The sequence below is a fragment of the Streptomyces sp. AC555_RSS877 genome, assembly GCF_019049245.1.
GTDB lineage: Bacteria > Actinomycetota > Actinomycetes > Streptomycetales > Streptomycetaceae > Streptomyces.
This window is the reverse complement of the sequence record NZ_JAGMUK010000026.1, coordinates 1-20429: the sequence shown is the minus strand read 5'-3', so window position 1 is coordinate 20429 and position 20429 is coordinate 1. Positions and strand designations below refer to the sequence as shown.

General features: G+C 69.9%; 25 protein-coding genes and 3 pseudogenes. 8 read left to right on the top strand and 20 right to left on the bottom strand.

From position 1 onward, the window contains the following. Positions 1–191 precede the first annotated feature (191 nt). The 19 genes and pseudogenes from KUM49_RS12430 to KUM49_RS12335 all read right to left on the bottom strand — a co-directional run. Positions 192–415 (bottom strand): annotated as a pseudogene (locus KUM49_RS12430) (restriction endonuclease); the annotation flags it as partial. Between the two features lie 18 nt (positions 416–433). Beyond that, positions 434–943 (bottom strand): hypothetical protein, encoded by a 510-nt coding sequence (locus KUM49_RS12425; RefSeq protein ID WP_217236842.1) that lies wholly within the window; start codon positions 941–943, stop codon positions 434–436. Next, positions 940–1347 carry a WhiB family transcriptional regulator gene (locus tag KUM49_RS12420; RefSeq protein ID WP_217236841.1) on the bottom strand — a complete coding sequence of 136 codons (408 nt, stop codon included), beginning with the start codon at positions 1345–1347 and terminating at the stop codon, positions 940–942. Before KUM49_RS12420 ends, KUM49_RS12425 begins: the two co-directional genes overlap by 4 nt. Positions 1348–1386: 39 nt before the next feature. Beyond that, positions 1387–1638 (bottom strand): hypothetical protein, encoded by a 252-nt coding sequence (locus KUM49_RS12415; RefSeq protein WP_374200148.1) that lies wholly within the window; start codon positions 1636–1638, stop codon positions 1387–1389. 53 nt (positions 1639–1691) lie between these two features. Next, a complete protein-coding gene (locus KUM49_RS48245; protein WP_254401133.1) occupies positions 1692–2915 on the bottom strand; it encodes a GGDEF domain-containing protein in 1224 nt (407 codons plus the stop codon). A 285-nt stretch (positions 2916–3200) separates the two neighbouring features. Continuing rightward, positions 3201–3536, bottom strand: coding sequence for a hypothetical protein (locus KUM49_RS12400; protein WP_217236838.1), 336 nt, complete (start codon positions 3534–3536; stop codon positions 3201–3203). Positions 3537–3666: 130 nt separating this feature from the next. Further along, positions 3667–3876 (bottom strand): hypothetical protein, encoded by a 210-nt coding sequence (locus KUM49_RS12395; protein ID WP_217236837.1) that lies wholly within the window; start codon positions 3874–3876, stop codon positions 3667–3669. A gap of 17 nt (positions 3877–3893) precedes the next feature. Next, positions 3894–4337, bottom strand: coding sequence for a hypothetical protein (locus KUM49_RS12390; protein ID WP_254401132.1), 444 nt, complete (start codon positions 4335–4337; stop codon positions 3894–3896). After that, a complete protein-coding gene (locus KUM49_RS12385; RefSeq protein WP_217236835.1) occupies positions 4334–6553 on the bottom strand; it encodes a hypothetical protein in 2220 nt (739 codons plus the stop codon). Before KUM49_RS12385 ends, KUM49_RS12390 begins: the two co-directional genes overlap by 4 nt. A 13-nt stretch (positions 6554–6566) precedes the next feature. Next, positions 6567–6959, bottom strand: coding sequence for a hypothetical protein (locus KUM49_RS12380; protein ID WP_217236834.1), 393 nt, complete (start codon positions 6957–6959; stop codon positions 6567–6569). Positions 6960–6976: 17 nt separating this feature from the next. Next, complete coding sequence (locus KUM49_RS12375) at positions 6977–7447, bottom strand: hypothetical protein (protein WP_217236833.1); 471 nt, start codon at positions 7445–7447, stop codon at positions 6977–6979. A gap of 741 nt (positions 7448–8188) precedes the next feature. Further along, positions 8189–8407, bottom strand: coding sequence for a hypothetical protein (locus tag KUM49_RS12370; RefSeq protein WP_254401131.1), 219 nt, complete (start codon positions 8405–8407; stop codon positions 8189–8191). Between the two features lies 1 nt (position 8408). After that, positions 8409–9044, bottom strand: coding sequence for a hypothetical protein (locus KUM49_RS12365; RefSeq protein WP_217236831.1), 636 nt, complete (start codon positions 9042–9044; stop codon positions 8409–8411). Positions 9045–9213: 169 nt separating this feature from the next. Then, entirely contained in the window at positions 9214–11412 is a 2199-nt protein-coding gene (locus KUM49_RS12360) for a hypothetical protein (protein WP_217236830.1), read from the bottom strand. A 59-nt stretch (positions 11413–11471) separates the two neighbouring features. Then, complete coding sequence (locus KUM49_RS12355; protein ID WP_302185428.1) at positions 11472–11663, bottom strand: DUF5999 family protein; 192 nt, start codon at positions 11661–11663, stop codon at positions 11472–11474. A 194-nt stretch (positions 11664–11857) separates the two neighbouring features. Continuing rightward, the gene (locus KUM49_RS12350) at positions 11858–12037 is read right to left on the bottom strand and encodes a hypothetical protein (protein ID WP_217236828.1); all 180 of its coding nucleotides are present in this window, start codon (positions 12035–12037) and stop codon (positions 11858–11860) included. An 82-nt stretch (positions 12038–12119) separates the two neighbouring features. Next, a complete protein-coding gene (locus KUM49_RS12345) occupies positions 12120–12389 on the bottom strand; it encodes a WhiB family transcriptional regulator (protein WP_217236827.1) in 270 nt (89 codons plus the stop codon). Beyond that, the gene (locus tag KUM49_RS12340; RefSeq protein ID WP_217236826.1) at positions 12389–12667 is read right to left on the bottom strand and encodes a hypothetical protein; all 279 of its coding nucleotides are present in this window, start codon (positions 12665–12667) and stop codon (positions 12389–12391) included. Before KUM49_RS12340 ends, KUM49_RS12345 begins: the two co-directional genes overlap by 1 nt. After that, complete coding sequence (locus KUM49_RS12335) at positions 12664–13131, bottom strand: sigma-70 family RNA polymerase sigma factor (protein WP_217236825.1); 468 nt, start codon at positions 13129–13131, stop codon at positions 12664–12666. The genes KUM49_RS12340 and KUM49_RS12335 overlap by 4 nt, the downstream gene beginning before the upstream one ends. 842 nt (positions 13132–13973) lie before the next feature. Between KUM49_RS12335 and KUM49_RS12330 the strand changes: the two genes are divergently transcribed. From KUM49_RS12330 to KUM49_RS12300, 8 genes and pseudogenes are all read left to right on the top strand, one after another. Next, positions 13974–14777: a GntR family transcriptional regulator gene (locus tag KUM49_RS12330; RefSeq protein WP_308406610.1), complete on the top strand. Its 804-nt coding sequence runs from the start codon at positions 13974–13976 to the stop codon at positions 14775–14777. A gap of 83 nt (positions 14778–14860) precedes the next feature. After that, positions 14861–15421, top strand: a complete 561-nt coding sequence (locus tag KUM49_RS12325) for a UTRA domain-containing protein (protein ID WP_217236823.1) — start codon at positions 14861–14863, stop codon at positions 15419–15421. Between the two features lie 85 nt (positions 15422–15506). Then, positions 15507–15830, top strand: coding sequence for a hypothetical protein (locus KUM49_RS12320; RefSeq protein WP_217236822.1), 324 nt, complete (start codon positions 15507–15509; stop codon positions 15828–15830). Positions 15831–16046: 216 nt separating this feature from the next. Next, on the top strand, positions 16047–16325 hold the full coding sequence (locus KUM49_RS12315; protein WP_217236821.1) for a helix-turn-helix domain-containing protein: 279 nt from the start codon (positions 16047–16049) through the stop codon (positions 16323–16325). Between the two features lie 481 nt (positions 16326–16806). Next, positions 16807–17001: pseudogene (locus KUM49_RS50670) on the top strand (helix-turn-helix domain-containing protein); the annotation flags it as partial. Positions 17002–17445: 444 nt separating this feature from the next. Next, positions 17446–17751 (top strand): hypothetical protein, encoded by a 306-nt coding sequence (locus KUM49_RS12310; RefSeq protein WP_217236820.1) that lies wholly within the window; start codon positions 17446–17448, stop codon positions 17749–17751. Positions 17752–17831: 80 nt separating this feature from the next. Next, a complete protein-coding gene (locus KUM49_RS12305) occupies positions 17832–19226 on the top strand; it encodes a DnaB-like helicase C-terminal domain-containing protein (RefSeq protein ID WP_308406609.1) in 1395 nt (464 codons plus the stop codon). A 75-nt stretch (positions 19227–19301) separates the two neighbouring features. Continuing rightward, positions 19302–20182, top strand: a protein-coding gene (locus KUM49_RS12300; protein WP_217236843.1) for an IS5 family transposase whose coding sequence is annotated in 2 segments (ribosomal slippage) — positions 19302–19662 and positions 19662–20182 — 882 coding nt in all. Because the reading frame shifts where the segments join, the coding sequence is not laid out codon by codon here. Positions 20183–20197: 15 nt separating this feature from the next. Here KUM49_RS12300 and KUM49_RS12295 read toward each other — a convergent pair. Beyond that, positions 20198–20429: pseudogene (locus KUM49_RS12295) on the bottom strand (hypothetical protein); the annotation flags it as partial.

Below are 20429 nucleotides of genomic sequence, written 5' to 3'. Positions count from 1 at the left end.
CGTGCCCCTCTTCCACTACGTACGCCTCTTCCTGGCGGCGCTTGAGATCCGTTGGGAGGCGCGGGCCTACCCGGAACGACGCGTCGACTGACCTCCTGGACGGAGCAAGTTGAGGGGAACCCGGCAATTTTGCCGGGTTCCCCTCAATCACACACCGCGGTCCCAACTGTGGAACCGACAAGCCTCGCTTTTCAGCTCAAAGGCGTTGCACGACGCGGGGGCGGGACCGCCCGCAGAAGGCCCACAGCGGACGCGAACCCGCCGCCCACACGCTGAGCGTCTGGCGGTCGACGACGTGCAGGCCCTGCTGCTTGGCGAAGGCCACAGCCGGGCCGGTCACCCGGCCGTTCGTGACGATCACCGCGACGTCCGCCCCGTGCACCTGCCGAGCCGTCCCTTTGAGTACATGTAGATCCGATCTGGGTCTCCTTGTTCAGCGCGCAAGCCGCATGAAGGTCGGGGCAGTTCGGACGCTGTGGCAGTCGACGGGGGTGTCGGTGTGCGGGGAGCGGCCGTGGGTCGGGCGCAGCTCCGAGAGGAGTTCGATCAGGTCGTCCTCCGTGTCGAGCAGGACGTCGATGTATCCGCGGCCGCAGGTGCACGGCACAATCAGGGTGAGGACGTCGCGGGCGCCGTCGGTCTCGCTGATGTGCAGGGTGTGGTGCAGCCACAGGCCCCCGTCCAGCCATGCCATGGCTGACGGTTCGAACCGGCGGCCGTCGGCACCCTCCCAGGCCGGGTAGCCCTGCCAGTCCGTCACCTCCAGGACGTGGGCGAGGGTGTGGGGGTAGTCCTGGTAGATGTGGTGGGCGGCGGTGGTCTGAGCGTCGTCGCGCTGTTCGTCCTCGCTGGGGCCGTCGGCGTCGGCGGCGAGGTCGAGCAGGTACGCGAGCGGGGAGTCCGGTGCGTACGGGCGCGTCAGGTGGGTGAGTGTCTCGGTCATCGGTTCTCCAATCGGGCGGGCTCCTGGGTGGAGCGGACAGGGAGAGCGGTGAGGGTGGCGCGGTGCTTGCGGCGCTGGTCGCGGTCGGCGATCGCGGTGACCCAGCCGGTGCCGAGGCGGTCGGCCAGCCGCTCACGGAGGCGGGTGCGCTGGCGGGCGGTGGTACCGGCCCACACCCCGACACGCGTCTCGGCCGGGTGGGACAGCGCCCACTTCAGGCAGCTCGCCGCGATCGGGCAGGCCGCGCACATCCGCTTGGCCTCCTCGATGTCGGCCCGTGCTGCGGGCGTGGTGGTCACGTCGTGGGAGAACAGGTGGGGGCTGCGCCGGCAGGCGGTCGGGGAGACAGCGACGGGGAAGGGGATCCGGTCGGCGTCCGGGTAGGCAGCCGGGGTCTGGCTCATGAGTGAGCCCTCCTTGCGGAGCGGTCAAGGGGATGTGGTTCAGGCGTGGTTGTCGTCGCGCTTGCGTTTGGGCTGGACGTCGGAGGCGAACCTGCCGAGGCGTGCCTCGGTCGGGTGCGCGGTGATCCAGTCCTCGGCACACGTCTTGTGCACGGGCTCGCTGTAGTGGGAGCGCATCGGCGTGGGCTGCGTGCACAGCACACAGGGCAGGTCCTGCCAGCGGTCGAAGTGCCGGCCGTCCCGCCAGTCCAGGAGGCAACCGGGAGCCGGGACGAGGCCCGGCTCCCACAACGGCTTCCTTTGGCGGCTGGCGCGCGGCCTCGGCTCCGGTGCGGGCTGCGCGCTCATGCGACGGGCAGGTGGGTGCCGGTGCGGCCGGCGCGGCGGCCGTTGACCGTGTCGGCGTACGCGTCCTCACGGGTCGCCAGGTACGGGAACGTCTCTGCCCCAGTCTTGACCTTGTACATGGCCATGTCGGCGCCGCGCAGGATGCGGCTCGCGTCCTCGCCGGGCAGGTCCGCAGCGCGGGCGATCCCGACCGACATGCCCACCCGCAGGGTGCGCCCGTCGTGGGTGAGGGGCTGCTGCAGCTGCTCACGCAGCGCGCCGATGTCCACGAGCGCGGACGCGGCGGGCAGGACGGCAGTGACGGCGAATTCGTCCCCTCCTAGCCGGGCTGCGAACGCCTGGCGGCCCGCCGACCATGCGGTTAGGCGTCGGCCCATGTGGCGGATGACGGCGTCGCCGGCGGCGTGCCCGTAGGTGTCGTTGACCGCCTTGAAGCCGACGGCGTCGAGCACCAGGACGTTCACGTTGTCCCGGCGTGCGGTGTGCAGGAGCCGTTCGGTGAAGGCCAGGACGTCGGGCCGGCCGGGCAGGCCGGACAGCGGGTCGCGGCGGGCGGCCTCCAGCTGGCGGCGGACCCTGACGTCGTCGGCGAGGGCGGCGAGGGCGAGCGGCACGGCGGCCGCGGCGATGACGAGTGTGCGGGACGGCTGCCGTAAGGCGCCGATGGCGGGCATGATGAGATCTCCGTTCCCCGCCCGTGCGGGCGGACATGGGAGAGGCGCACCCCGCGCTGTCCAGGCATTGGGGGTGCGCCTCTTGCTGCGTGCTGGGTTCTCCTTCGAGTGACTCGTTTGGTCAGGCGGCCAGCTGATGCGTGGCCGGGGGAGCGACGTAGCTGGAGGGGTCCGCCGGCGTGCCGTCGTGACACTCCAGGCAGCTGCCGAGGGTGCGCAGTGGAGCACGTGGTGGTAGCGGCGGCGGCACCGGGGGCAGGTTTGGCGGGCGGCCATCGCTTTGTCGAGCGCGGCCTCCTTCGCGAGCGTCATGGGGAGCTTCGGCTTCGCCAGGTCGATCCGGTACAGCCACGCCCACCGCTTCCCGCCGCGGCATTCGATCCGGGCGACGGGCTCGTGGCCGCCGGGGCGCAGTCCCATCTCCCGCAGCTGGCGTCGGGTCGCGAGGTTCTCGCGCCCGGCCTGCTTCCACCGGAAGACCGGCAAGGAGCCGTCGCCGGGGTCGTTCGGGTCGACGTCGACCAGGTCCTCGTCCTGGTCGGCCATCACCTGCTCCAGGGGCCGGGGAGGCGGGCGGGACGCTGCGGGTAGCGCAGGCCGGGGCGCTGCGGACGCGGGCGCCCGATCCGGCGGCGCGGACGGGGTACGAGCAAGGGATGTCCTCCAGCAGGTGTGAGGGCGGGCAGTGCTGCGCCCCGGCGACGGGCGGTCCGTCGCCGGGGCGGGAGGTGAAGGTGGTGGCCGGTCGGCCTGACCGGTCACCGGGACCGGCCGCCCCCCGAAGTAGGGGCGGCCGGTGCCGGTGGCCAGGCGGGGCGGTCGGAGCCGTGGTCAGAGGGCGGCGGTGACGAGAAGGAGGGCGAGGGCGGCCGTCCCCCCGATCAGGAGGGCGGCGCCGGCGCTGGCCCACCAGTAGTGGCCCACGGTCTTGATGTCGCGCAGGTCGCTGAGCGCGTCCGCGATGCGGGCGTGGAGCGCGGCCAGCGGGGGCAGGGCGGCGTACCAGCGGCCGAGGCGGTCTATCTGGCCGGCCATTTCGTCGTCGGGGAAGTGCCCGCCGTGGAGGGTCTGCCGGTGGGTCTCGCCCACGGCGGCCAGGGCCTCGATTTCGTGGACGACGGGGCTGGTGGTGCGGCAGACGGTGCAGCGGTAGCGGTATCGGCGCACGGTGGTCGGTCTCCCGAGAGATGGGTGGTGTGCAGGCAGGGAACAGCGACGCCCCGCCCGGAGGGTCCGGGCGGGGCGCGAGATTCGAGCTGGGTGAGGTCTGTTCTCCGCGTTCTGGGCGGGGAGGCGGTCAAGTGTTGATCTGACTGCGGACGTTCGCGACGAGGCGGAGGATCTCGTGGGCCATGTCGGTGATCGCCTGGAGCTGCCTGTCGATGTCGGCCGGATCCAAGCCGGTGAACGAGAACGAGCGGCCGTCGTCGCTGCCCGGCTGCGGACCGGTGAACGAGAACGACCGGTCGTCACGGTCCGGCTCGGGGTTGGTGAACGAGAACGACACGAGCAGCTCCAACCGGGTCAGATATTCATGTGGTGGGCGCGCCGGATGGCGGCCTCCCACACGCTACGCACCTGCGCTCCGGTGTGGGAGTCGTTCCAGGAGGGGATCGACTCCCACCGCTTGCCGTGCTGGCGGCGGGCCTCATCCAGGAGGAGGTTCCCGGCGTCGCAGTAGGCGGCGTTGCGGGCGCCGGCCGCAGCACGCAGCGCGCCGATGGAGCAGCGGGCGCCTTCGGGGTGGATGAGGGTGCGCCTGGCCCAGCCGTGGGTATCGAGGAAGGCGAGGGCATCGGTGAGGGTCTTCTCGACCGGGCCGGTCAGGCGCACCGGCGGGGCGGCGGGGCGGTTGAAGGGAACCGGCGCGGGAGCCGCGGGTTCCCGGGTGGGGTCGAGGAGCCGGAACGCCTTCGCGTACAGGTCCTGGTCGACGGGGGTGAAGTCGGTCTCGGTACGGGTGTTCATGCTGCCCTCCACAGGCCGTTCTCGTTGGTGACCTCGTCCCGCTTCTTCAGCTCGGACAGGCGCGGCTTGATGTTTTTGGCGGAGGTGCCCAGCTTTCGGGCGATGGTCTCGGCGGTCATCGGAATGGACTGCTCCCGCAGGAGCTCGAGGATGCGCGGCTTGATCAGCTCCTGTCCGTCAGGCGCCCCCGCGGCTACGCCAGGAGCACCGGGCCTGCTGGATCCGGCGATTGCCTGGGGGCCGCCGGGGTGGTGGTGGGGCGCCTCCTGCGAGGAGGGGGCGCCCTCCGCTGCGGCGAGGAGGTCGGCAAGGCTGCCGATCAGGTTCTTGCCGCGGCGGTCGACCATGGGGGTCTGGGTGATCGCGTCGCGCTCCCGCCAGGCGTCGCAGTCCTCGATCCCGACCGGCGGCTCGCCTCCGGCGAGGGAGGCGGGGGCCACGTCCAGGTGCAGGGAGCGGAACTGGACGGCCTGCGAGCCGGGGGTGAGGAGGTAGCCCAGGCCGAAGGTGCCGTCCTCAGGTGCGGCGGCGGCCTCAGTGGCGAGGCCGCTCATGTCCCGGTCGGCGACCTTGGCGTACTGGCCCGGCCACTGCGAGGGGATCATCGACAGGTCGATGCCCTCCGCGCCCTCAACAGCGTTCGCGCCGACCAGGGAGCCCTGGCCCTTGGCGCAGCGCAGGAACACCGCGCCGCCGCCGATCAGGAGCTGGGAGCGGATGACGGTGGAGTTGCCGAGGTCTTCGGCCAGCGGGGTCTGGGTGGCCAGGACCACGCCGATGCCCCGCTTGAGAGACCGGCGGGTCAGCTGCTCCACGATCGCCTTCGCCTCCAGGTGGTACGGGGAGGAGGCCGAGAGCAGCATGTGCGCTTCGTCGATGACGACCAGGACCAGCGGGTCGGTGAAGGGGAAGGCGGGGGAGCGGTAGCGGGCTTCGCGGTCGAGCATCATCGCGTAGGCCAGGCGCAGTGCGCCCATCGCCTCGTCCAGGCCGTCCCCGAGGTAGGCGGACAGCGAGGCGCCGGCGATGGTCCCGGCCTGCGGGGAGGCGAGGATCACCGCGATACCGGAGCGGTGGGCGGAGAGCAGGATCTGCTCCAGCAGTCCGGACTTGCCCGACCGGGACCCGCCGACGAGGTAGAGGTGGCGGGCGCCGGAGCCGGGCTGAGCCAGCGGCAGGAGGGCGGCCCGGCCGTCCACGTAGGTGCCGGCGCGGACGTAGCCGCGGGAGTCCATCGACAGTTCGTCCAGGACCGAGGAGAGCATCGTGCCGTGCATCAGGGCGTGTTCCCTCATCACCCGGATCCCCATCTGCGAGGGCTTGTCGCCGGGGGCGAGGGCGATCTGGATCGTCTCCAGGTCCAGATTGCCTGCGAGGTCCTGGAGGTTGACGGTGCCGATCGCCCTGCGGTCGCGGGTGGCGATCCCTTCCCAGTCCAGCGGCCCGTCGTAGCGGGTGACGGTCAGGGTGGTGCCGGGCATCGCGCCCTCCGGCACGCCGACGTAGGCGTCCCACAGTTCCTCGGGCGTCGTCGGGGTACCGGCCGCGATCTGCGGCTGCACCGCCGGCACCTTCAGGTACACGGTGACGGGCAAGGCGTTCGGCGCGTAGTGCTTGGGGTCTCCCAGCTCGACCTGGGAGACGGGGATCTGGTAGACGGCGGCGATGTCGGCGGCCCTGACCCTGACCTGCTGGCCCTGGGGCAGGGTGATGATCCCGGTGAACGACACGTGGTCGTCGTCAGCCTCGAGGGCGAGGTGCTCCAGGTTGGCGCCGGGCTGGATGAGCTTGCGGTCCTCGGTCTGAGTGGGGCCGGAGATGAACTCCTTCCACCAGGCGGTGATGAGCTGCGCCTGCGACGTCAGCCCGACCGCCGCGCCCGCCCCAGTGGTGGTGGTCGCGGGTGTGAGGGCGGGGGTGTGGCCGGCGATGTTGCGGTGGTGGGCCAGGGCGGCCGCCCCGGCCGGGACCGCGAGCCCCAGGGCGATCAGCGGGTTCCCGCCTGCGGCGAGGACCTCGTGCGCGGCGATGCCGCAGCCGGTGGCCGTGAACCCGCACGCGATCAGGGACCGCAGCACCGGGGCGGAGGCGTTGACGGCCCACGCTCCCGCTCCGGCCGCTGCGGCGGCGAGGGCGGACCAGGGGCCGGCGACGAGAGGCACCACCGCGAGCGCGGCGGGCGTGTACTGGATGAACTGTGCTCGGGTCGGCCCCACGGTCCTGATCTCCTTAACTCTGGGTGTAGAAGGCGGCTTCGGCCATGTCGACGGGGGAGGTGGCCACCGCGTCGGCGATCCCTCCGTGGTCGTTCTCGGTGGTGGTCTTCGCGTCGTCGGCGGCCGCGGAGGCGCTGTCGGCGGCGGAGGTGTAGGCGCCGGCCGCGTCCTTGACGCCGGTCATGGTCAGCGCGGCGTCGGCGAACTCGCTGGTGGTCGCGTCGTCGACGGCCAGCGCCTTCATCGTCTCGGCGGCGTCCAGCATCTGCTCGGCGGCGTCGTCGACGTCGGAGGCGAGCGTGGTGACGGTCTGGGCGTGCGCGTGGACCTTGTGGGTGAGCCAGGCCAACTTGGTGCGCAGGGCCGCGTAGGTCGCGGCGTCCTTCAGGTTCTCGGTGGCGCTCATGCGGGGCCTCTCCTCTTCTATCGGGCGTTGTAGAAGTCGCGTTCGGCGGGCTTGGTCAGGGGGGAGTCGGCGACGGCCCGGAAGATCGGCCCGTGGCGGAGCTCGGCGTTCGCCGAGGCGGTGCGGCAGGCCTCCTCGCCGCCCTGGATCTTGTCGTGGACGTCCTTGGCGGCGGTGGCCTGGAGGTCGAGCTGCTCCTTGAGCACCTCGCACTTGCCGATCAGGTTCGCGCCGACGCCCTTCGCGGTGATGTCGGCGATGAGCCCGTCGCAGTCCTCGGCCAGCTGCACGGCCTCGTCCATGAGGTCCAGGCACGTCTCGGTGCTGGACTGGCACAGGGTGGCCGAGCCCTCGGCGAGGTCGATGACCTGGGTGAGCGTCATGACCTCACCGCCGCTGTAGGTGCGGGTCTTCCCGGCGGCGGTCGTGACGTGGATGCCCTTGTCGTCGACGGTCGCGGAGTGCGGTACGGGCGGGTTGGGCTGCATCGCGGGGTCCTTCCTGATGTGGTCGGGCAGCGGGACGGTGCGGGGCCGCGGGACGGTGCCGACCGGGGGGACTGCGGACCCCGGCGGCACCGTCGGCGGCGGGGTCGTCGGGGGCGGGGGAGCCGTCGGCGGTGGGGGCGGGGACGGCGATGGAGGTGTTGTCGGCGGCGCCGCCGAGGGCGGGGTGCCCGCAGGTGGGGTCGCCGTCGGCGGGGCAGTCGTTGGGGGCGCCGTCGGTGCGGTCTGCGGGGTAGTCGGGGGTGTGGTGGGCTTGGGCGGCACGGTGGCCGCGGAGGGTCCTGGAGGGGGCCCGGCAGAAGTGGAAACGGAAGGTTTCCCGCTCGGCTTTTTGAGATATGCCGAGCGCCAGCCGTCCCGCAGGCCACCGGCAATATGGGCACCCGCCAGAAGCCCGTAATGCGTTTTTGCCGCGAAATTGTGGGGAGCGTTTCGGAATGTTTCCGGGGCCCGGGTCGGCGTCCATTTATCTTTCGGTTTGGCAGGGGGTTTCTTGATTCCCGCCTGCTCGTATTTCCCGTGCGTTTTCTCCACGCCGAACAGGTAGCTGATGGCGAGGAGTACGAGGAGTTCCACGGCCCTCCCTTCTGTGACTCTGTGTGGTTCCGGACGGTTACCGGTTACCGGTTACAGGCCCGTGGGACACCGGTTCGCGCCGCCCGGCGGGCAGTTCTGGGGGTGTCCTGGGGCTGTAACCGGTAACCGGTAACCGCTGGCGTGTACTCAGCGTGACGACGAGCCGATGTTGTTCACGGTCGTGTTCGCCGTGTTGAACACCGACTCCAGCGTGGTCCGGATCTGCTCGCTGAACGGCGTGTACGGCAGGAAGATCCCGGACACGATCAGCATGATGCAGATCACCATCTGCTTTCCCTTCGTCTTCTTGAAGGTGAAGAACAGGGCCCAGCAGAACAGGGCGAGAGCGAAGAACTGAAGCGTCATGTCATGCACCCTTCTCGAAGGTGAATCCCTTGTCGTTCATGGGGGTTACCGCGCCCGAACCAGAGGGCACAGAGAGCTTTTTGTAGGCGATGAATCCGCCGCCTCCGACGAGCGCAACCCACAGCCACGGGCTGGAGGTGATGCCGCCGCCGGAACCGTCACCGGCGGACTCCTGGGCCTTGGAGGCCGCATCGCCGAGGGTCGGGGCGTCGCATTCGGGGATCTTCGCGATGTCGTACGAGGCCGCCTTGGCGACCGCCTTCGCGCGGAGCTTCATGCACTCGCGGTAGACGGTCATCTCCCGCTCGTACGTGACCTTGGCGGCGGCCTCCTCGGTCTGCGCCCGCTGCTTGTCGGCCTCCGCCTCGACCAGGGCGTTCGCGGCGTTCTCCTTGGCGCGCGCACGCTCCTGGGCGGCCTGCTCGGCCTGCATGCTGGTGACGGCGACGACCGTGCCGCACACGGCGACGACGGCGATCGTGCCGCACACGGCGAGCGCCGCCGTGTTGCGGCGCATCCCGCCGACCGCGGCGGACAAACGCGAGGTCGCGGGCTTCTCCGGCTTCTCCGGTGTCTGGGGGGCGGGGCTCTGGGGGTCCATGCGGCTGAACTCCTTGTCCCAGTCGATTCCGGACATGGGCAGCTGACTCCTTTTCGATGTGGTTCGAGCCCGCCCAGGCATGCCGGAAGCGGGTTCTGATCAGGGCAAACGTGCTGTAAGGACGGGTGGCTGCTTCCGGCAGTCGCAGTGAGGGCCAGCCCGATTGCTGCGGGCTGGCCCTCACTGGCGTGTGCCGGACGGTGGATCACTTCAGGTACTTGTCCGCGTCGTCGGGACGCAGCAGGCCGGCCTCCTTCAGCAGCCGGATCGCGCGGGTCTGGTTGACGCTGAGCTTGGTGCGGGCCTGGTAGAGGGTGACGAAGCCGTCCTTGTCACGCGGCAGGTTCTGTACGAGCGGCAGGAGTTCGGCGTCCGTCCGTACAGGCGTACCGGGACGGTCCGTATCCCCTGCACCGCTGATTCCGGTTGCAGGAGAGGACGCGGCAGCCGTACCTGTACGGGCACCCGGTACACCGTCGCCGCCGGACTGTGTACGGACACTGACCGTGCCGGTACGCCCCTGTACGGCCGCGTGAGCCGTGCCGGTACGCCCCGCAGCCGGTGTACCTGTACGCGCCGCCCTCTCGGGAGTGGTGTGTACGCCGCCTGTACGGTCGCTGTACGCCCTGGTCACCGCCACTTCGGTCCCGCCATCGTGCGACGGGTGCGCGGCGGCGTGTACAGGGTCCGTACCGTCCCGTCCGGCGCCCGTACTGTCCGGCCGTACCGAGCCGTGAGCGGCGTACAGGTCGTGGCTGGCGGACCCTGTACGGCTGGACGACGCGGTGTCCGTACCGTCGGTACGCCGGTGTGTACCTGTACGGGCGGGGGTTCCGTTTCCGCTGTCCGTACCGGTACGACGGTCCGCAGCAGCTGTGCTGCCGTGCCCGTCCGTACCGTCGTCGTGCATGAGCGTGTGGACGCGCCAGATGACGGCCACGAAGATCAGCACGACGAACGTCGTCAGCTGCCACGGCGCGGACTTGCCTTCCTCCACCAGGTGCGCCTGCTCCGCCAGGTGGTAGGTGACATTCGCCGACGCCATCAGCAGCAGCGCGTACGGGATGTCCTTCTTGGCGCGGAACGCGGTGACGCAGTAGACGTCGATGGACACCGGCAGCAGGGGGGCGACGTACTGGTTGATGCCGACCATGCGGGCCAGCTCGTACTCGCCGGAAGCGGCGAGGCCGACGCCGGCGGCGAGCGCGATCCACGGGGCGGTCTTCCACGCCTTGCTGCTGAGGTTGTGCTGCCAGCCCCGGAAGCGGGAGTTGGCCTTCTTCGCCTCGCGGGCTTCCTCGAGCAGCCGGCGGGCTCGGGCCTCATCGGCCTGCGCCCGCTCGGTGATGCCCGCCGCCTTGCGCTTCGCCTCCGTGGTGATGCGGTCGGCCTCCTTCTGTGCGGCCTCCCGCAGCTGCTGCGCGACGGTCTTGGCTTCCTCCCGCAGCCGCTCGCGCTGCTTGTCGCACGCCGCCTTGAGCCCGGCGAGTTCGTCGGTGAGGGCCTTGCGCTTGGTCGCGGCCTCCGCGTCGAATTGGTCGGTGAGCTCGCGCAGCTTGTCGCGCAGCTCGGTGCGGGCCTGCTCCGCCTCGGTGTGTGCGGCGGCGACGTGGGCGTCGGCTTCGCGGCGCCGGTCGTCGGCGGCCTTGACCGCGTCCGCGTACAGCGCCTCCGCCTCCGCACGGCGGCCGTCGTACTGCTCAGCCGCCGTCGCCGCGAGCTGGGCGAACCGCTCGCGGGCCTGGTCGACCTCCCGCTGCGCCGCGGCCACCAGTTCGTCGGCCTGCTCCTGGGCGCGGGCAAGGATCTGGCCGGCCTCGATGCGGCGCTGGTCGACCAGGGCGCCGATCTCGGTGAGGTCGGCTTCGGCCATGCGCCGCAGCTCGGCAACCGCCTTGCCGGTCGCCTCACGGTCGGTGGTGACCAGCTCGGTCAGCTCGGCGACCTGCGCGCGGGCCTCCTTGACAAGGGTCGCGGCACGGTCGCGGGCCTCCGCCAGGAACCGTTCGGCCTCGCCGCGAGCCGTCTCCAGGTCGTTCTTCGCCGCCGCGCGCTGGGCGGTGGCCTCCTGGTCGGCGCCGGCAGTGATGTCCGCGGCCCGGGCCTGCGCCTCGGCCAGCAGCGCGGTGACCTGCTCGTGCGTGTCGGCGACGGTGCGCGCGGCAGCCGTCTCGGCTTCCGCCTGGAGGGCGGCGGCCTGCTCACGCGCGGTGTCGATGACGTCGGCGGCCCGGTCCCGTGCATCCGCGACCCACGCCAGCGTCTCCAGGTCCAGGTCCGTCTCCCCGACCGGGACCGGGGCCGGGTCAGCGGCGGGAGTGGTGGAGGCGGTGGGCTGCGGAGCCGGGCGGGCTGCCGACTTCTTGCGGGCGGTGGGCCTCTTACGGGTTCGAGTGGCGGCCACGCCGCCTCCTTCCAGGTCGGGTGCCGCCCAGGCGGGGCGGCGGTTCACGGATGATTCGGTCAGGCCACGACCGTGAGCGGCCGGTGCGGGGCCACGGACCGACCATCGGGAAGCAGCTCGCCGGTGTCGTCGAAGACCAAGACGCCGTTGCAGAGCAGGCTCCAGCCCTGTTCCGGGTGGGCGGCCACGACGCGTGCGGCCTCCCGGTCGGGGCTGTCGGTGGTCGGGCACTTCGGGGTGTGCCGGCACAGGCTGCTGGGCTGGGTACGAGATGCGGCGGTCAGCGGGGTGAGTGTGCGCATCGGAACCTCCAGGAGGGCGATGGGCTGCGCGGCTGCGCGGCTCCCCTGGACGCCGCCCGGACCGGCCGCCGTCGGGGGACGGGGCCGGGCCGGGCGGGTCAGGCAGCCGACAGAGGTGGCGATGTCGGGCTGGGGGACAACCGTCAACGGCGTTGCTGGCGCTGACGGTTGAGGTAGGCGTCCTGCAAGCGAGTGAAGGACTCGAACAGCCGCTGCCCGGTCGGGCAGCGGCTGGTGTCCGTGCACTCGGTGCAAGTGGCGTGGTGTGAGCGGTGCGCGATGTGCGCGACCTGGTAGCGGTCGTAGAGGTCTTCCGCGCTCACTTGGGGCGTTCCTCGGACCGCTTGTTGACCTCCTGGACCTTCCGGGAGAGTTCGGCGCGTTCCTCATCGGTCAGGTGGGTGATCATGAGGTCGCCTCCCCACTGGAGTGGCGGGCAGCGCGGCGGGCGGCGCGGCGCCTCAGTGAGCGCCGCTCCGCCTCGGACAGGCCGCCCCAGACGCCGGAGTCCTGGCCACTGGCCAGGGCCCACTGAAGGCACTGCTCCATGACGGGACAGCGGCGGCACACGGCCTTGGCCTCCTCGATCTGGAGCAGGGCCGGGCCGGTGTCACCAATCGGGAAGAAGAGGTCGGGGTCCTCTTCACGGCAGACCGCGTTGTGGCGCCAGTCCATTACTGCGCACCTCCGTTCGCGGCGGCCTCGCGAACCAGGTGGTCCGACGTCGTCCATGCCGAACCGACCACGAACGGCTGGCCGTCGGCGCGCAGGGTGTCGCGCACGATCAGTGCCCAGCGCGCGTTGCGGCGCAGAAGTTGCGAGGCTTCCGCCGGGTCGGTGACGAGCACCAGGACCTCGAAGTGGCCGTCGATGTTCGCGTAGATCGCACCGGGGCGTCGGGGGCCAATCTCATCGGCGGTGCCGGGCTGGGTGAGGGTGACGGTGAGCGTCATGCTGCGGCTCCGATCACGCTCGCGAGGCGGGCCACGGCCAGGCCGTCGGTGTAGTCGACGGCCTCCTCACGCCGGACACGCGCCAGCCGGTAGTGGTCGACCGCGCTACGGCGGGCACGCATCGCGAGGAAACCGGCCGGGCTGCGCAGTTCGTTGCCGCGCAGCAGGTGTTGCCAGGTGGCCAGCCACGTCTCCTGAGCGATGTCGTCGGCCAGGCCGCGGTCGCTGGGCCGCAGCGCGCGGGCCGCGACCCGGGTCACCATCGGCGCGTACTCGCGGTAGAGCGCGTCGAGCAGCTGCCGGGCGTCGGTGTCGTCGTGCCGCGCGGTGTCCGCGGCGGCGCGCCTCGGGTGGGGCCGGGTGCCGGACGGGGTGGGGCGGTCCGGGGTCCGCTCGTGCGGGATGGGCCGCCGGGGCAGAGGCGGGCGGGTGACTGCCATAGGGGCGTCAGCCATGATGGTCATGTGGTGGGTTCCCTTTCTGTGGAAGGGCGCCCGCCACATCCAGAACCCCCAGGGCTGCAATCCCTGGGGGTTCGTCATGTGGCGAGCAGTGCGTCCTGCGCACTCCGCCGGCCACCGACCCAGCCGCAAGGGCAGATCGGTGTGCGACGGGCAGCACAGGCTGCGGGTTGCGCGACACCGCGGGAAGCGGTGCCGGATCTCGGGAGACGCGGACCGCTACCGCCGGGAGATCCGTCCGGTCGGGTCTGCGGTGAAGGTTGTGCCGCGTCGTTCTTTAGCGTCGTGGGGGTGCCAGCCCTCCGGACTCTCCGTCAGTAATGAGCGCTCGCGCCGTCTTACCGGCCCGAACCGTCAGCCGAAGCTGACGCCTGATGGGTCACTGCCCGTGCTGACTGCCACCACCAGGGGTGATGGCGCCTCACGACGGGTCTCCACTCACCTCAGCCGGCGTGGTCACGGCTGTCGTAGCTGTGGTGGATCACGCTGTGGAGTTGTCAAGGAATGGCCGCTTCCTTTCCCTCCCGCTTGCGCGATCAAGGGGTCCGGCGCGGTGGTCGGAGCCGTTCGGGCATGCCAAGTAGCGCCATGGCATGACGGGGTGGCTACTCCTTGCGTTCGGCTACTCACCGGAGCTGGAGCACCTTGATTACAACGCCGCTATCCGACGAGTGTCAACCTGTCTAGCTAACCAATGTCCAAAACATGGCTTGACCTGGTGTTTCACAGGAAGAAAAACACGCCCTGATCGTTCCGACTTTCGAGAGACAACTAGACATGTCATGCTGTGCGCGTCGGGGAGCGAGATCAGCTGGCCGGCCACGAAGGGGAAGGAAGGGCAACTGGTGCCCAAGAAGGAGCCCGGGAAGGTTGAGCGGATCGCCGCCGACATCCGGGACAAGATCGAGCGCGGTGCGCTGCCGCCGGGGTCCCGCCTGCCTGGCGTCCCCCAGCTCCAGAAGGACCACGGCATCGCTTACCAGACCGCTCGGGATGTCTACGGGTCGTTGGAAGGCGAAGGCCTGGTGTTCTCGCGCCGCGGGAAGGGCACCTTCGTTTCACTGGTGGTCGGAAAGCTCCTCTCCGACCGGACCACCCGCTACCTGGCCGCGATTCGCGAAGCTGTCGGCGCCGCAGGAGCCTTCGAAGCAGAGCTGAAGGCGAGAGGGCTCACTCTCAAGAACCAGGTGGTCATCGATCGTGACGTGCCGCCCAAGAAGGTGGCAGAGATCTTCGGTATGCACCATCGCGCCAAGACCCTGAAGCGCGCACGGATCATGTCCGCGTGCCTGCCGGGCAACGAAGACGCAGCCGAGGTCATCCAGGTCGCGACAAGCTGGTTCCCGCCCGACGTGGTCGAAGCCTGCCCTGTCCTTGCAGAGCAGAAGACGGGCGCGGGAGGTAGCAAGTCCAGGCTGGCCGAAGCGGGCTTCAAGCAGGTTCGCCTTCGCGAGGAAATCGAGGTCAGGGCACCGTCCCTGGATGAGGCCGGCGCCCTCGGGATTCCTGCCGATCAGTCCGTCCTGGAGATCACACACAAGGGCCTGACCTCGGAGGACCGCGTGGTGGAGATCTGCCTTCACGTACTGCCACGGAACAAATGGGCGCTCGCGTATGAGTGGCCCATCGACAGCCCGGAACCCGGGTGACAAGTAGGAGCTCCTGCCCCTCTTTCTAGAGAGCCGGGCAGACCGAATACCCATTGACCACAACAGCTAGGAGCTTGCACCACATGGCCAGCAACCAGATCAGCGAGACCGGCACGATCGTGCGCGACGCCCGCACCCGGTACACCACCGCTCAGCGTGAGGAAAACGGTGCGCGCGGCGCGTTCGATGCAGAGTTGCAGCGCACCGGCCGGGCGCCGCGTTCCGAGGTCTCCGTCAGCCGCGCAGCGGCCCCGGCAGACGTTGCCGAGCTCTTGGGCGTCGACGGCGAGGTCGTCGTGCGCAGCCGCGAGATGTACGACGGCGACCGCCTGGTCCAGCTCGCCACCACGTACATCCCGGTCGACGTGGCTGAGGCCGCCGGAGTTGAGCAGGTGGACACGGGTGTCGGCGGCATCATCAGCCGTATGAAGGAGGCGGGCTTCGACCAGGGCGATGCCGCTACCGAGGACATTGCACTGCGTTCGGCCACGGCGGACGAGGCTGCGCGCCTCGGTCTGGCGGGGGGCTCGGACGTACTGACGATCAACCACGTCGGTCGCACGGCCGACGGACGGGTGGTTGAGGTGACCCAGCACGTGCTCGCGAAGGGTTGGACGCTGCGTTTCTCCGTGCCGCTCGCCTGAGTCCGTACGGCACTGGTCGGTGCCCTGCCTAACGCAGGGGCACCGCCCGGCCCCTCCTTCTGAACTCCTGGAGACTGAGCCCCACATGAACGCCGAGAAGCGCCTGACCAGCGAAGAGCTGGTGGAAGAGCTCCGCAGCGCGCTCGATGCTGATAGCGGCTGGATCCCTGCCCTGGTGAGCTCCGAAGGGCCTGTCGGCGTGTCCAAGGAGGCAGCGCTGGAAGCGGTGGTCACACGGCTCCAGGAGTTCGCGGAGGCGCCGACCATGCCGGAAACCGTGGCTCGCCAGCTTCGGATCGCAGCCGACGCAGCCGACGCGGCCCTCGTCACTGAAGGCAGTGCGCAGTACGGAGCCTTGGGGGCCGCCTACGCATACGTCCTCCAGGCCCGGCGCGCAACAAGCGAATGAGCCAGGTCCTGACGAACTGACCTTCGGGGCGTGAGAGACACATGATCGGCGGTCCGGGCGGGTCTCACTCCGAGGTTCACCCAAGTGGGTAACCCGAGTGCCCTGCCGCGCCGTTACAAGGGCATGTGATGGGCTGAAACGCTGACACGGTCTCAAGTGCACCATCCGGCGCAGCAATCCATGTACAGTTTCGGATCACACGCAGAAGGGGGAGTGATGACTGATCTCTTCAAGGCCGTTGACGCGCTGCTCAGCCGACCAGCTGATGTCCTGCCTCCGCCTGACGTGCGGGCCAGGCTCCGCAAGGCCTCCGGTCTGACCCAGGAGGAAGTCGCCGATGCCTTCGGCGTGCACCGGATGGCTTTCCTGCGTTGGGAAAACGGCCACTCCATGCCGCGCCCCAAGCATCGTGCTGCCTACTTGCGGCTGCTCAAGGGCTGGGCCGAGAAGCATCCTGATGCTGCCGCAGGCTTCGAACTCACGGAAGCGTGCTGACGTGGACCGATCTGCTCGTCCCCCGTAAACGCCGAAGCGGCCCCGTCGCCACAACGGGACCGCTTCCTAGCAAATCCGACTCGCACCCGATCAAAAGCTCGAGTCGTGAGCAGCGAGGTGACCTCGTCTGCCGGGTGATGCCCGTGGGCCCTAGAGCCCGCGTGGTCACCTATACCCAGAGTATGCGCTACAGATTGCGCAACGCCACTACTCCGGTGTAGTTCCAGGTCACATCTGCTGGTCACGGCTCCCCTACCTGGGGAGATGACCCCTTGTACAGCCAGCAATACCCATCCCCGCATACAGCCGTCGGCGCGATGCCCGTGGACGACACCGGCCAGATCAAGCCCTTCAAAGCGCCCGCGAGAGGCCGGGCAGCCATGAGGCGACTCGCCGCTGAGAGGGCCATCCCGGACGGCGCCGCTGCCCTTGCCCTGCCCGTGTCAGCCGCCGCTGCCCTCCTCACGCTGGCGGTGGCGCGGTGAGTTACCAGGCGCAGACGTGGGTGGACAAGGTCGGCATCAAGCACTGCAACAACAGTGGGGAACTGCTGATCCTGATCCGGGTAGCAAACCATACCAATGGCGACATGCGTGGGTGTTTCGCGTCGGCGGAGACGCTGGCTCGTGAGTGCCTGATGGGTGAGTCCACAGCGCTGAAACACCTGCGACGGCTAAAGGCCGCGGGAGTGCTGGTGCCGGGGGATCCGAACCTGGTGAGCCACCTGCGCGCGGACCGTCGGCCGCCGGTCTACGACCTGGCGGGCGGGCACGAACCGGGGTGCCCTGGCGGGCACGACGTCGACGGCGTGTGCCAGCTGGAATCGACGGGTGCTCGATCTGAACACCCGCCGAAGACCCCCCGCGCCACGGGTGCTCGATCTGAACACCCGCAGAAAAAGCGCAGGTCAGCGGGTGCTCGATCTGAGCACCCGCTGACGGAAACACTCGCTACGGGTGTTCAAATCGATCTCTCACGGGTGTTCAAATCGAGCACCAATAGTTCTAAGGATTTGAACTCTCTCTTCTTCGTCCCCGCTGGCGCGTTCGGCTCACAGCCGTCACAGCGGCCCCAGGAGCGAGAGAGAGAGGCGGCTGCGCCGGAGGCGTCGGGGGCTGACGTGGTCGTCGACGCGTACGTCCAGGCGTTGGGGCGTCCGCTGCTGAACGGCAGCCGCGAGGCGCTGCGGGCTCAGGCGGTGGAGCTGCTGGCGGCGGGGCTGCCGGTGGAGTGGGTGGCGGGCCGGGCGCGGGAGATGGCCGCACATCCGGAGTGGAAGGACCTGGTCAAGCACGCTGACCGGTCGCGGGTGCCGATCCCCGGGCAGGCCGGCCGGGCCGGTACGGGCGGCCGTGAGAGGTGCCCGGACCATCCGGCCCGTTACCGGAAGGGCTGCCTCGACTGCGCGATGGCCGTGCCGGTCTGACAAACCCGGTGCGGGCCGCTCCCCGGCATGGGAGCGGCCCGCGATTTCCCCTGAACGCTTGACCGAACAGGAGATCTCCAGTGTCCACCAGCATCCCTGTCCAGCAGGCCGACGCCCCGGGCGGTGACTTTGAACAGCGGGACGGCGGGCAGTTGGCCGCGTTCACCCGGGTGCCGCCGCAGGATCTCGACGCCGAGCAGTCCGTGATCGGGTCGTTGATGCTGTCCGGGAGCCCGGGCAGCGCGTCGTACCGGTTCTTCGCCGAGACCCTGGAGACGGGCATCGTCGCCGAGGAGTACTACCGGCCCGCGCACACGACCATCCACCGCGCGATCTGCGACCTGCGCGCGGCCGGCGAACCCGTAGACCCGGTCACGGTCGCCGACAAGCTGACCCAGCGCGGCGAGCTCGCCCGCGTCGGTGGCGCCTCGTACCTGCACACCTGCGTACACGCCGTGCCCACCGCCGCCAACGGCCCGCACTACGCCGAGATCGTCAGGGCCAAGGCCTACCGGCGCGCGGTCATCGAGTCGGCGCAGCGCATCCTCGAGTACGCCTACAGCGAGGCCGGTGACGAGGACGAGGTCCGCGACCTGGTCGAGCAGCAGCTCACCGGGATCATCGCGGGCACCCCGGGCCTGCACGAGGCTCCGCCCAAAGTCGGCGACCTGTACCTCGACTTCGTCGCGGACCTGGAGGACATCCAGGACGGCAAGAAGGTCGGTCTGACGTACGGGTTCGCCGACCTCGACATGATCACGTCGGGGATGCGGCCGGCCAACGTGACCGTCGTGGCCGCGCAGTCCGGCGTGGGCAAGTCCACATTCGCGCTCAACGCAGCCGTCGCCGCCGCGAAGACGGGTGCCAAGGTGATGTTCTCCTCGCTGGAGATGAGCGGCACCGAGCTCATGCAGAAGATCGCCGCCGCCGAGGGGAAGATCGCCCTGCACCACCTCACGCAGCAGGGCGGCCTCACCGCGGAGGGATGGGAGACCGTCCGGCGCCTGGGCCCGGAGCTGTTCCAGACGCTGCCGTTGCGGGTCTACCGACCCGACGGCGCATCGCTGGGGGACATCGCCTCTGCGGCACGGGCCTGCGCCCGCGACGGCGGCCTCGAACTCCTCGTCGTCGACTACCTCCAGCTCGTCGAGGTCGAGCAGTCCCGCACCATCACCCGCGAACAGGCCGTCGCGTCCGTGTCCCGGGGCCTGAAGAACCTCTCCGTCCAGCTCAGCTGCCACGTCATCGCCCTGTCGCAGCTCAACGACGACGGCCTCATGCGCGAGTCACGGGCGATCAAGAACGACGCGTCCATCGTCATCAAGGTCGAGCGGCCGGACGCGGACGAGCCGGAATCGCCGCGCGCCGGTGAGGTCGACCTCGTGATCGAGAAGAACAGGTTCGGGCCGACGGCCCGCGTGACCGTCGCCGCGCAGCTCCACTATTCCCGGTTCGTGGACATGGCACAGACGTGACGAGCTGAGCAGGCCCTCTAGGCCCTGTCCGGCGGATCTTTGAACCGCCTCGTGTCCCGGTCCGTTCGCATGGTCATGGGGCGGGGCGATCTCACGAACAGCGAATGGGCGCGGCTGCTGCCGCATCTACCGAAAACCGGCGGGCGGGGCGGACGCTGGGTCAGTCACCGCAAGGTGATCAACGGCATCCTCTTCCGGGAGCGCACCGGCGTCCCGTGGCGGGATTTACCAACGCGGTTCGGAAAATGGAAGACGGTCTACGAGCGGCATAGACGCTGGTCAGCCGACGGCACCTGGGAGGCGATCCTCCATGCCGTCCAGGCCGACGCCGATGCGGAAGGCCGTATCGACTGGAGCATGGTGAGCGTGGATTCGACGTCCTGCCGCGCTCACCAACACGCCGCCGGGGCCCGCAGGAATGCTCCGCGTGTCCCGAAAAAAGATCACGGCCCCGGCAGCACCGCCCTGACGAGGGACTCGGACGTTCCCGGGGCGGACTGACCTGCAAGATCCACCTTGCCAGCGAGGGCGGACGCCGCCCGCTTGCGTTCCTGGTCACGCCGGGCCAGTGGGGGGACGCCCCGCAGTTCATCCCAGTCCTGGAACGCATCCGCGTTGCCCGTCTCGAAGGCGGACGCCCGCGGACCCGGCCTGATCACCTTGGGGGCGACAAGGCCTACTCATCTCGGCGCAACCGTCGCTATCTGCGGAGGCGGCAGATCAAGCACACCATCCCCGAGCCACGAGACCAGCGGGCCAACCGCCGGCGCCGTGGCAGCAAGGGCGGCCGGCCCACCGGATTCGACAAGACGATTTACAAGCGCAGGAACGAGGTCGAGCGGACGATCAACGCCCTGAAGAACTTCCGGGCTGTGGCTACGAGGTACGACAAGCGGGCCTATGTCTTCCACGGCACCGTCACTGTCGCAGCGATCCGGCTCTGGCTCCGAACATGAGCTTGCAGGCAGTCTTCATCGCTGCCAGAGGAAGGCGGCCTCGCTACAGGGGTGGCAGTGAAAGACGTAGCCGCGGCCACCTCCGCCGAAGTTGGCGGAGGTGGCGAAGTCGGATCCCTCTTCAAGTTCGGCCGTGAATGTCATACGGGCGGCGCAGGAGGGACAGCCGGGGGTCTCGTCACCTTGGATCCAGTCGGGTTCGCCACCCAGCCGTCCCAGAACCGGCTCTGCGGTTGGGGTGTCGGCT

Coding starts and splice junctions, on each gene's coding strand:
- KUM49_RS12315 (WP_217236821.1), top strand. CDS start 16,047: ATGACTGATCTCTTCAAGGCCGTTGACGCGCTGCTCAGCCGACCAGCT.
- KUM49_RS48245 (WP_254401133.1), bottom strand. CDS start 2,915: ATGGCCGACCAGGACGAGGACCTGGTCGACGTCGACCCGAACGACCCC.
- KUM49_RS12425 (WP_217236842.1), bottom strand. CDS start 943: ATGACCGAGACACTCACCCACCTGACGCGCCCGTACGCACCGGACTCC.
- KUM49_RS12365 (WP_217236831.1), bottom strand. CDS start 9,044: ATGTCCGGAATCGACTGGGACAAGGAGTTCAGCCGCATGGACCCCCAG.
- KUM49_RS12370 (WP_254401131.1), bottom strand. CDS start 8,407: ATGACGCTTCAGTTCTTCGCTCTCGCCCTGTTCTGCTGGGCCCTGTTC.
- KUM49_RS12390 (WP_254401132.1), bottom strand. CDS start 4,337: ATGAACACCCGTACCGAGACCGACTTCACCCCCGTCGACCAGGACCTG.
- KUM49_RS12325 (WP_217236823.1), top strand. CDS start 14,861: ATGGCCAGCAACCAGATCAGCGAGACCGGCACGATCGTGCGCGACGCC.
- KUM49_RS12375 (WP_217236833.1), bottom strand. CDS start 7,447: ATGCAGCCCAACCCGCCCGTACCGCACTCCGCGACCGTCGACGACAAG.
- KUM49_RS12380 (WP_217236834.1), bottom strand. CDS start 6,959: ATGAGCGCCACCGAGAACCTGAAGGACGCCGCGACCTACGCGGCCCTG.
- KUM49_RS12420 (WP_217236841.1), bottom strand. CDS start 1,347: ATGAGCCAGACCCCGGCTGCCTACCCGGACGCCGACCGGATCCCCTTC.
- KUM49_RS12320 (WP_217236822.1), top strand. CDS start 15,507: ATGAACGCCGAGAAGCGCCTGACCAGCGAAGAGCTGGTGGAAGAGCTC.
- KUM49_RS12335 (WP_217236825.1), bottom strand. CDS start 13,131: ATGACCATCATGGCTGACGCCCCTATGGCAGTCACCCGCCCGCCTCTG.
- KUM49_RS12345 (WP_217236827.1), bottom strand. CDS start 12,389: ATGGACTGGCGCCACAACGCGGTCTGCCGTGAAGAGGACCCCGACCTC.
- KUM49_RS12340 (WP_217236826.1), bottom strand. CDS start 12,667: ATGACGCTCACCGTCACCCTCACCCAGCCCGGCACCGCCGATGAGATT.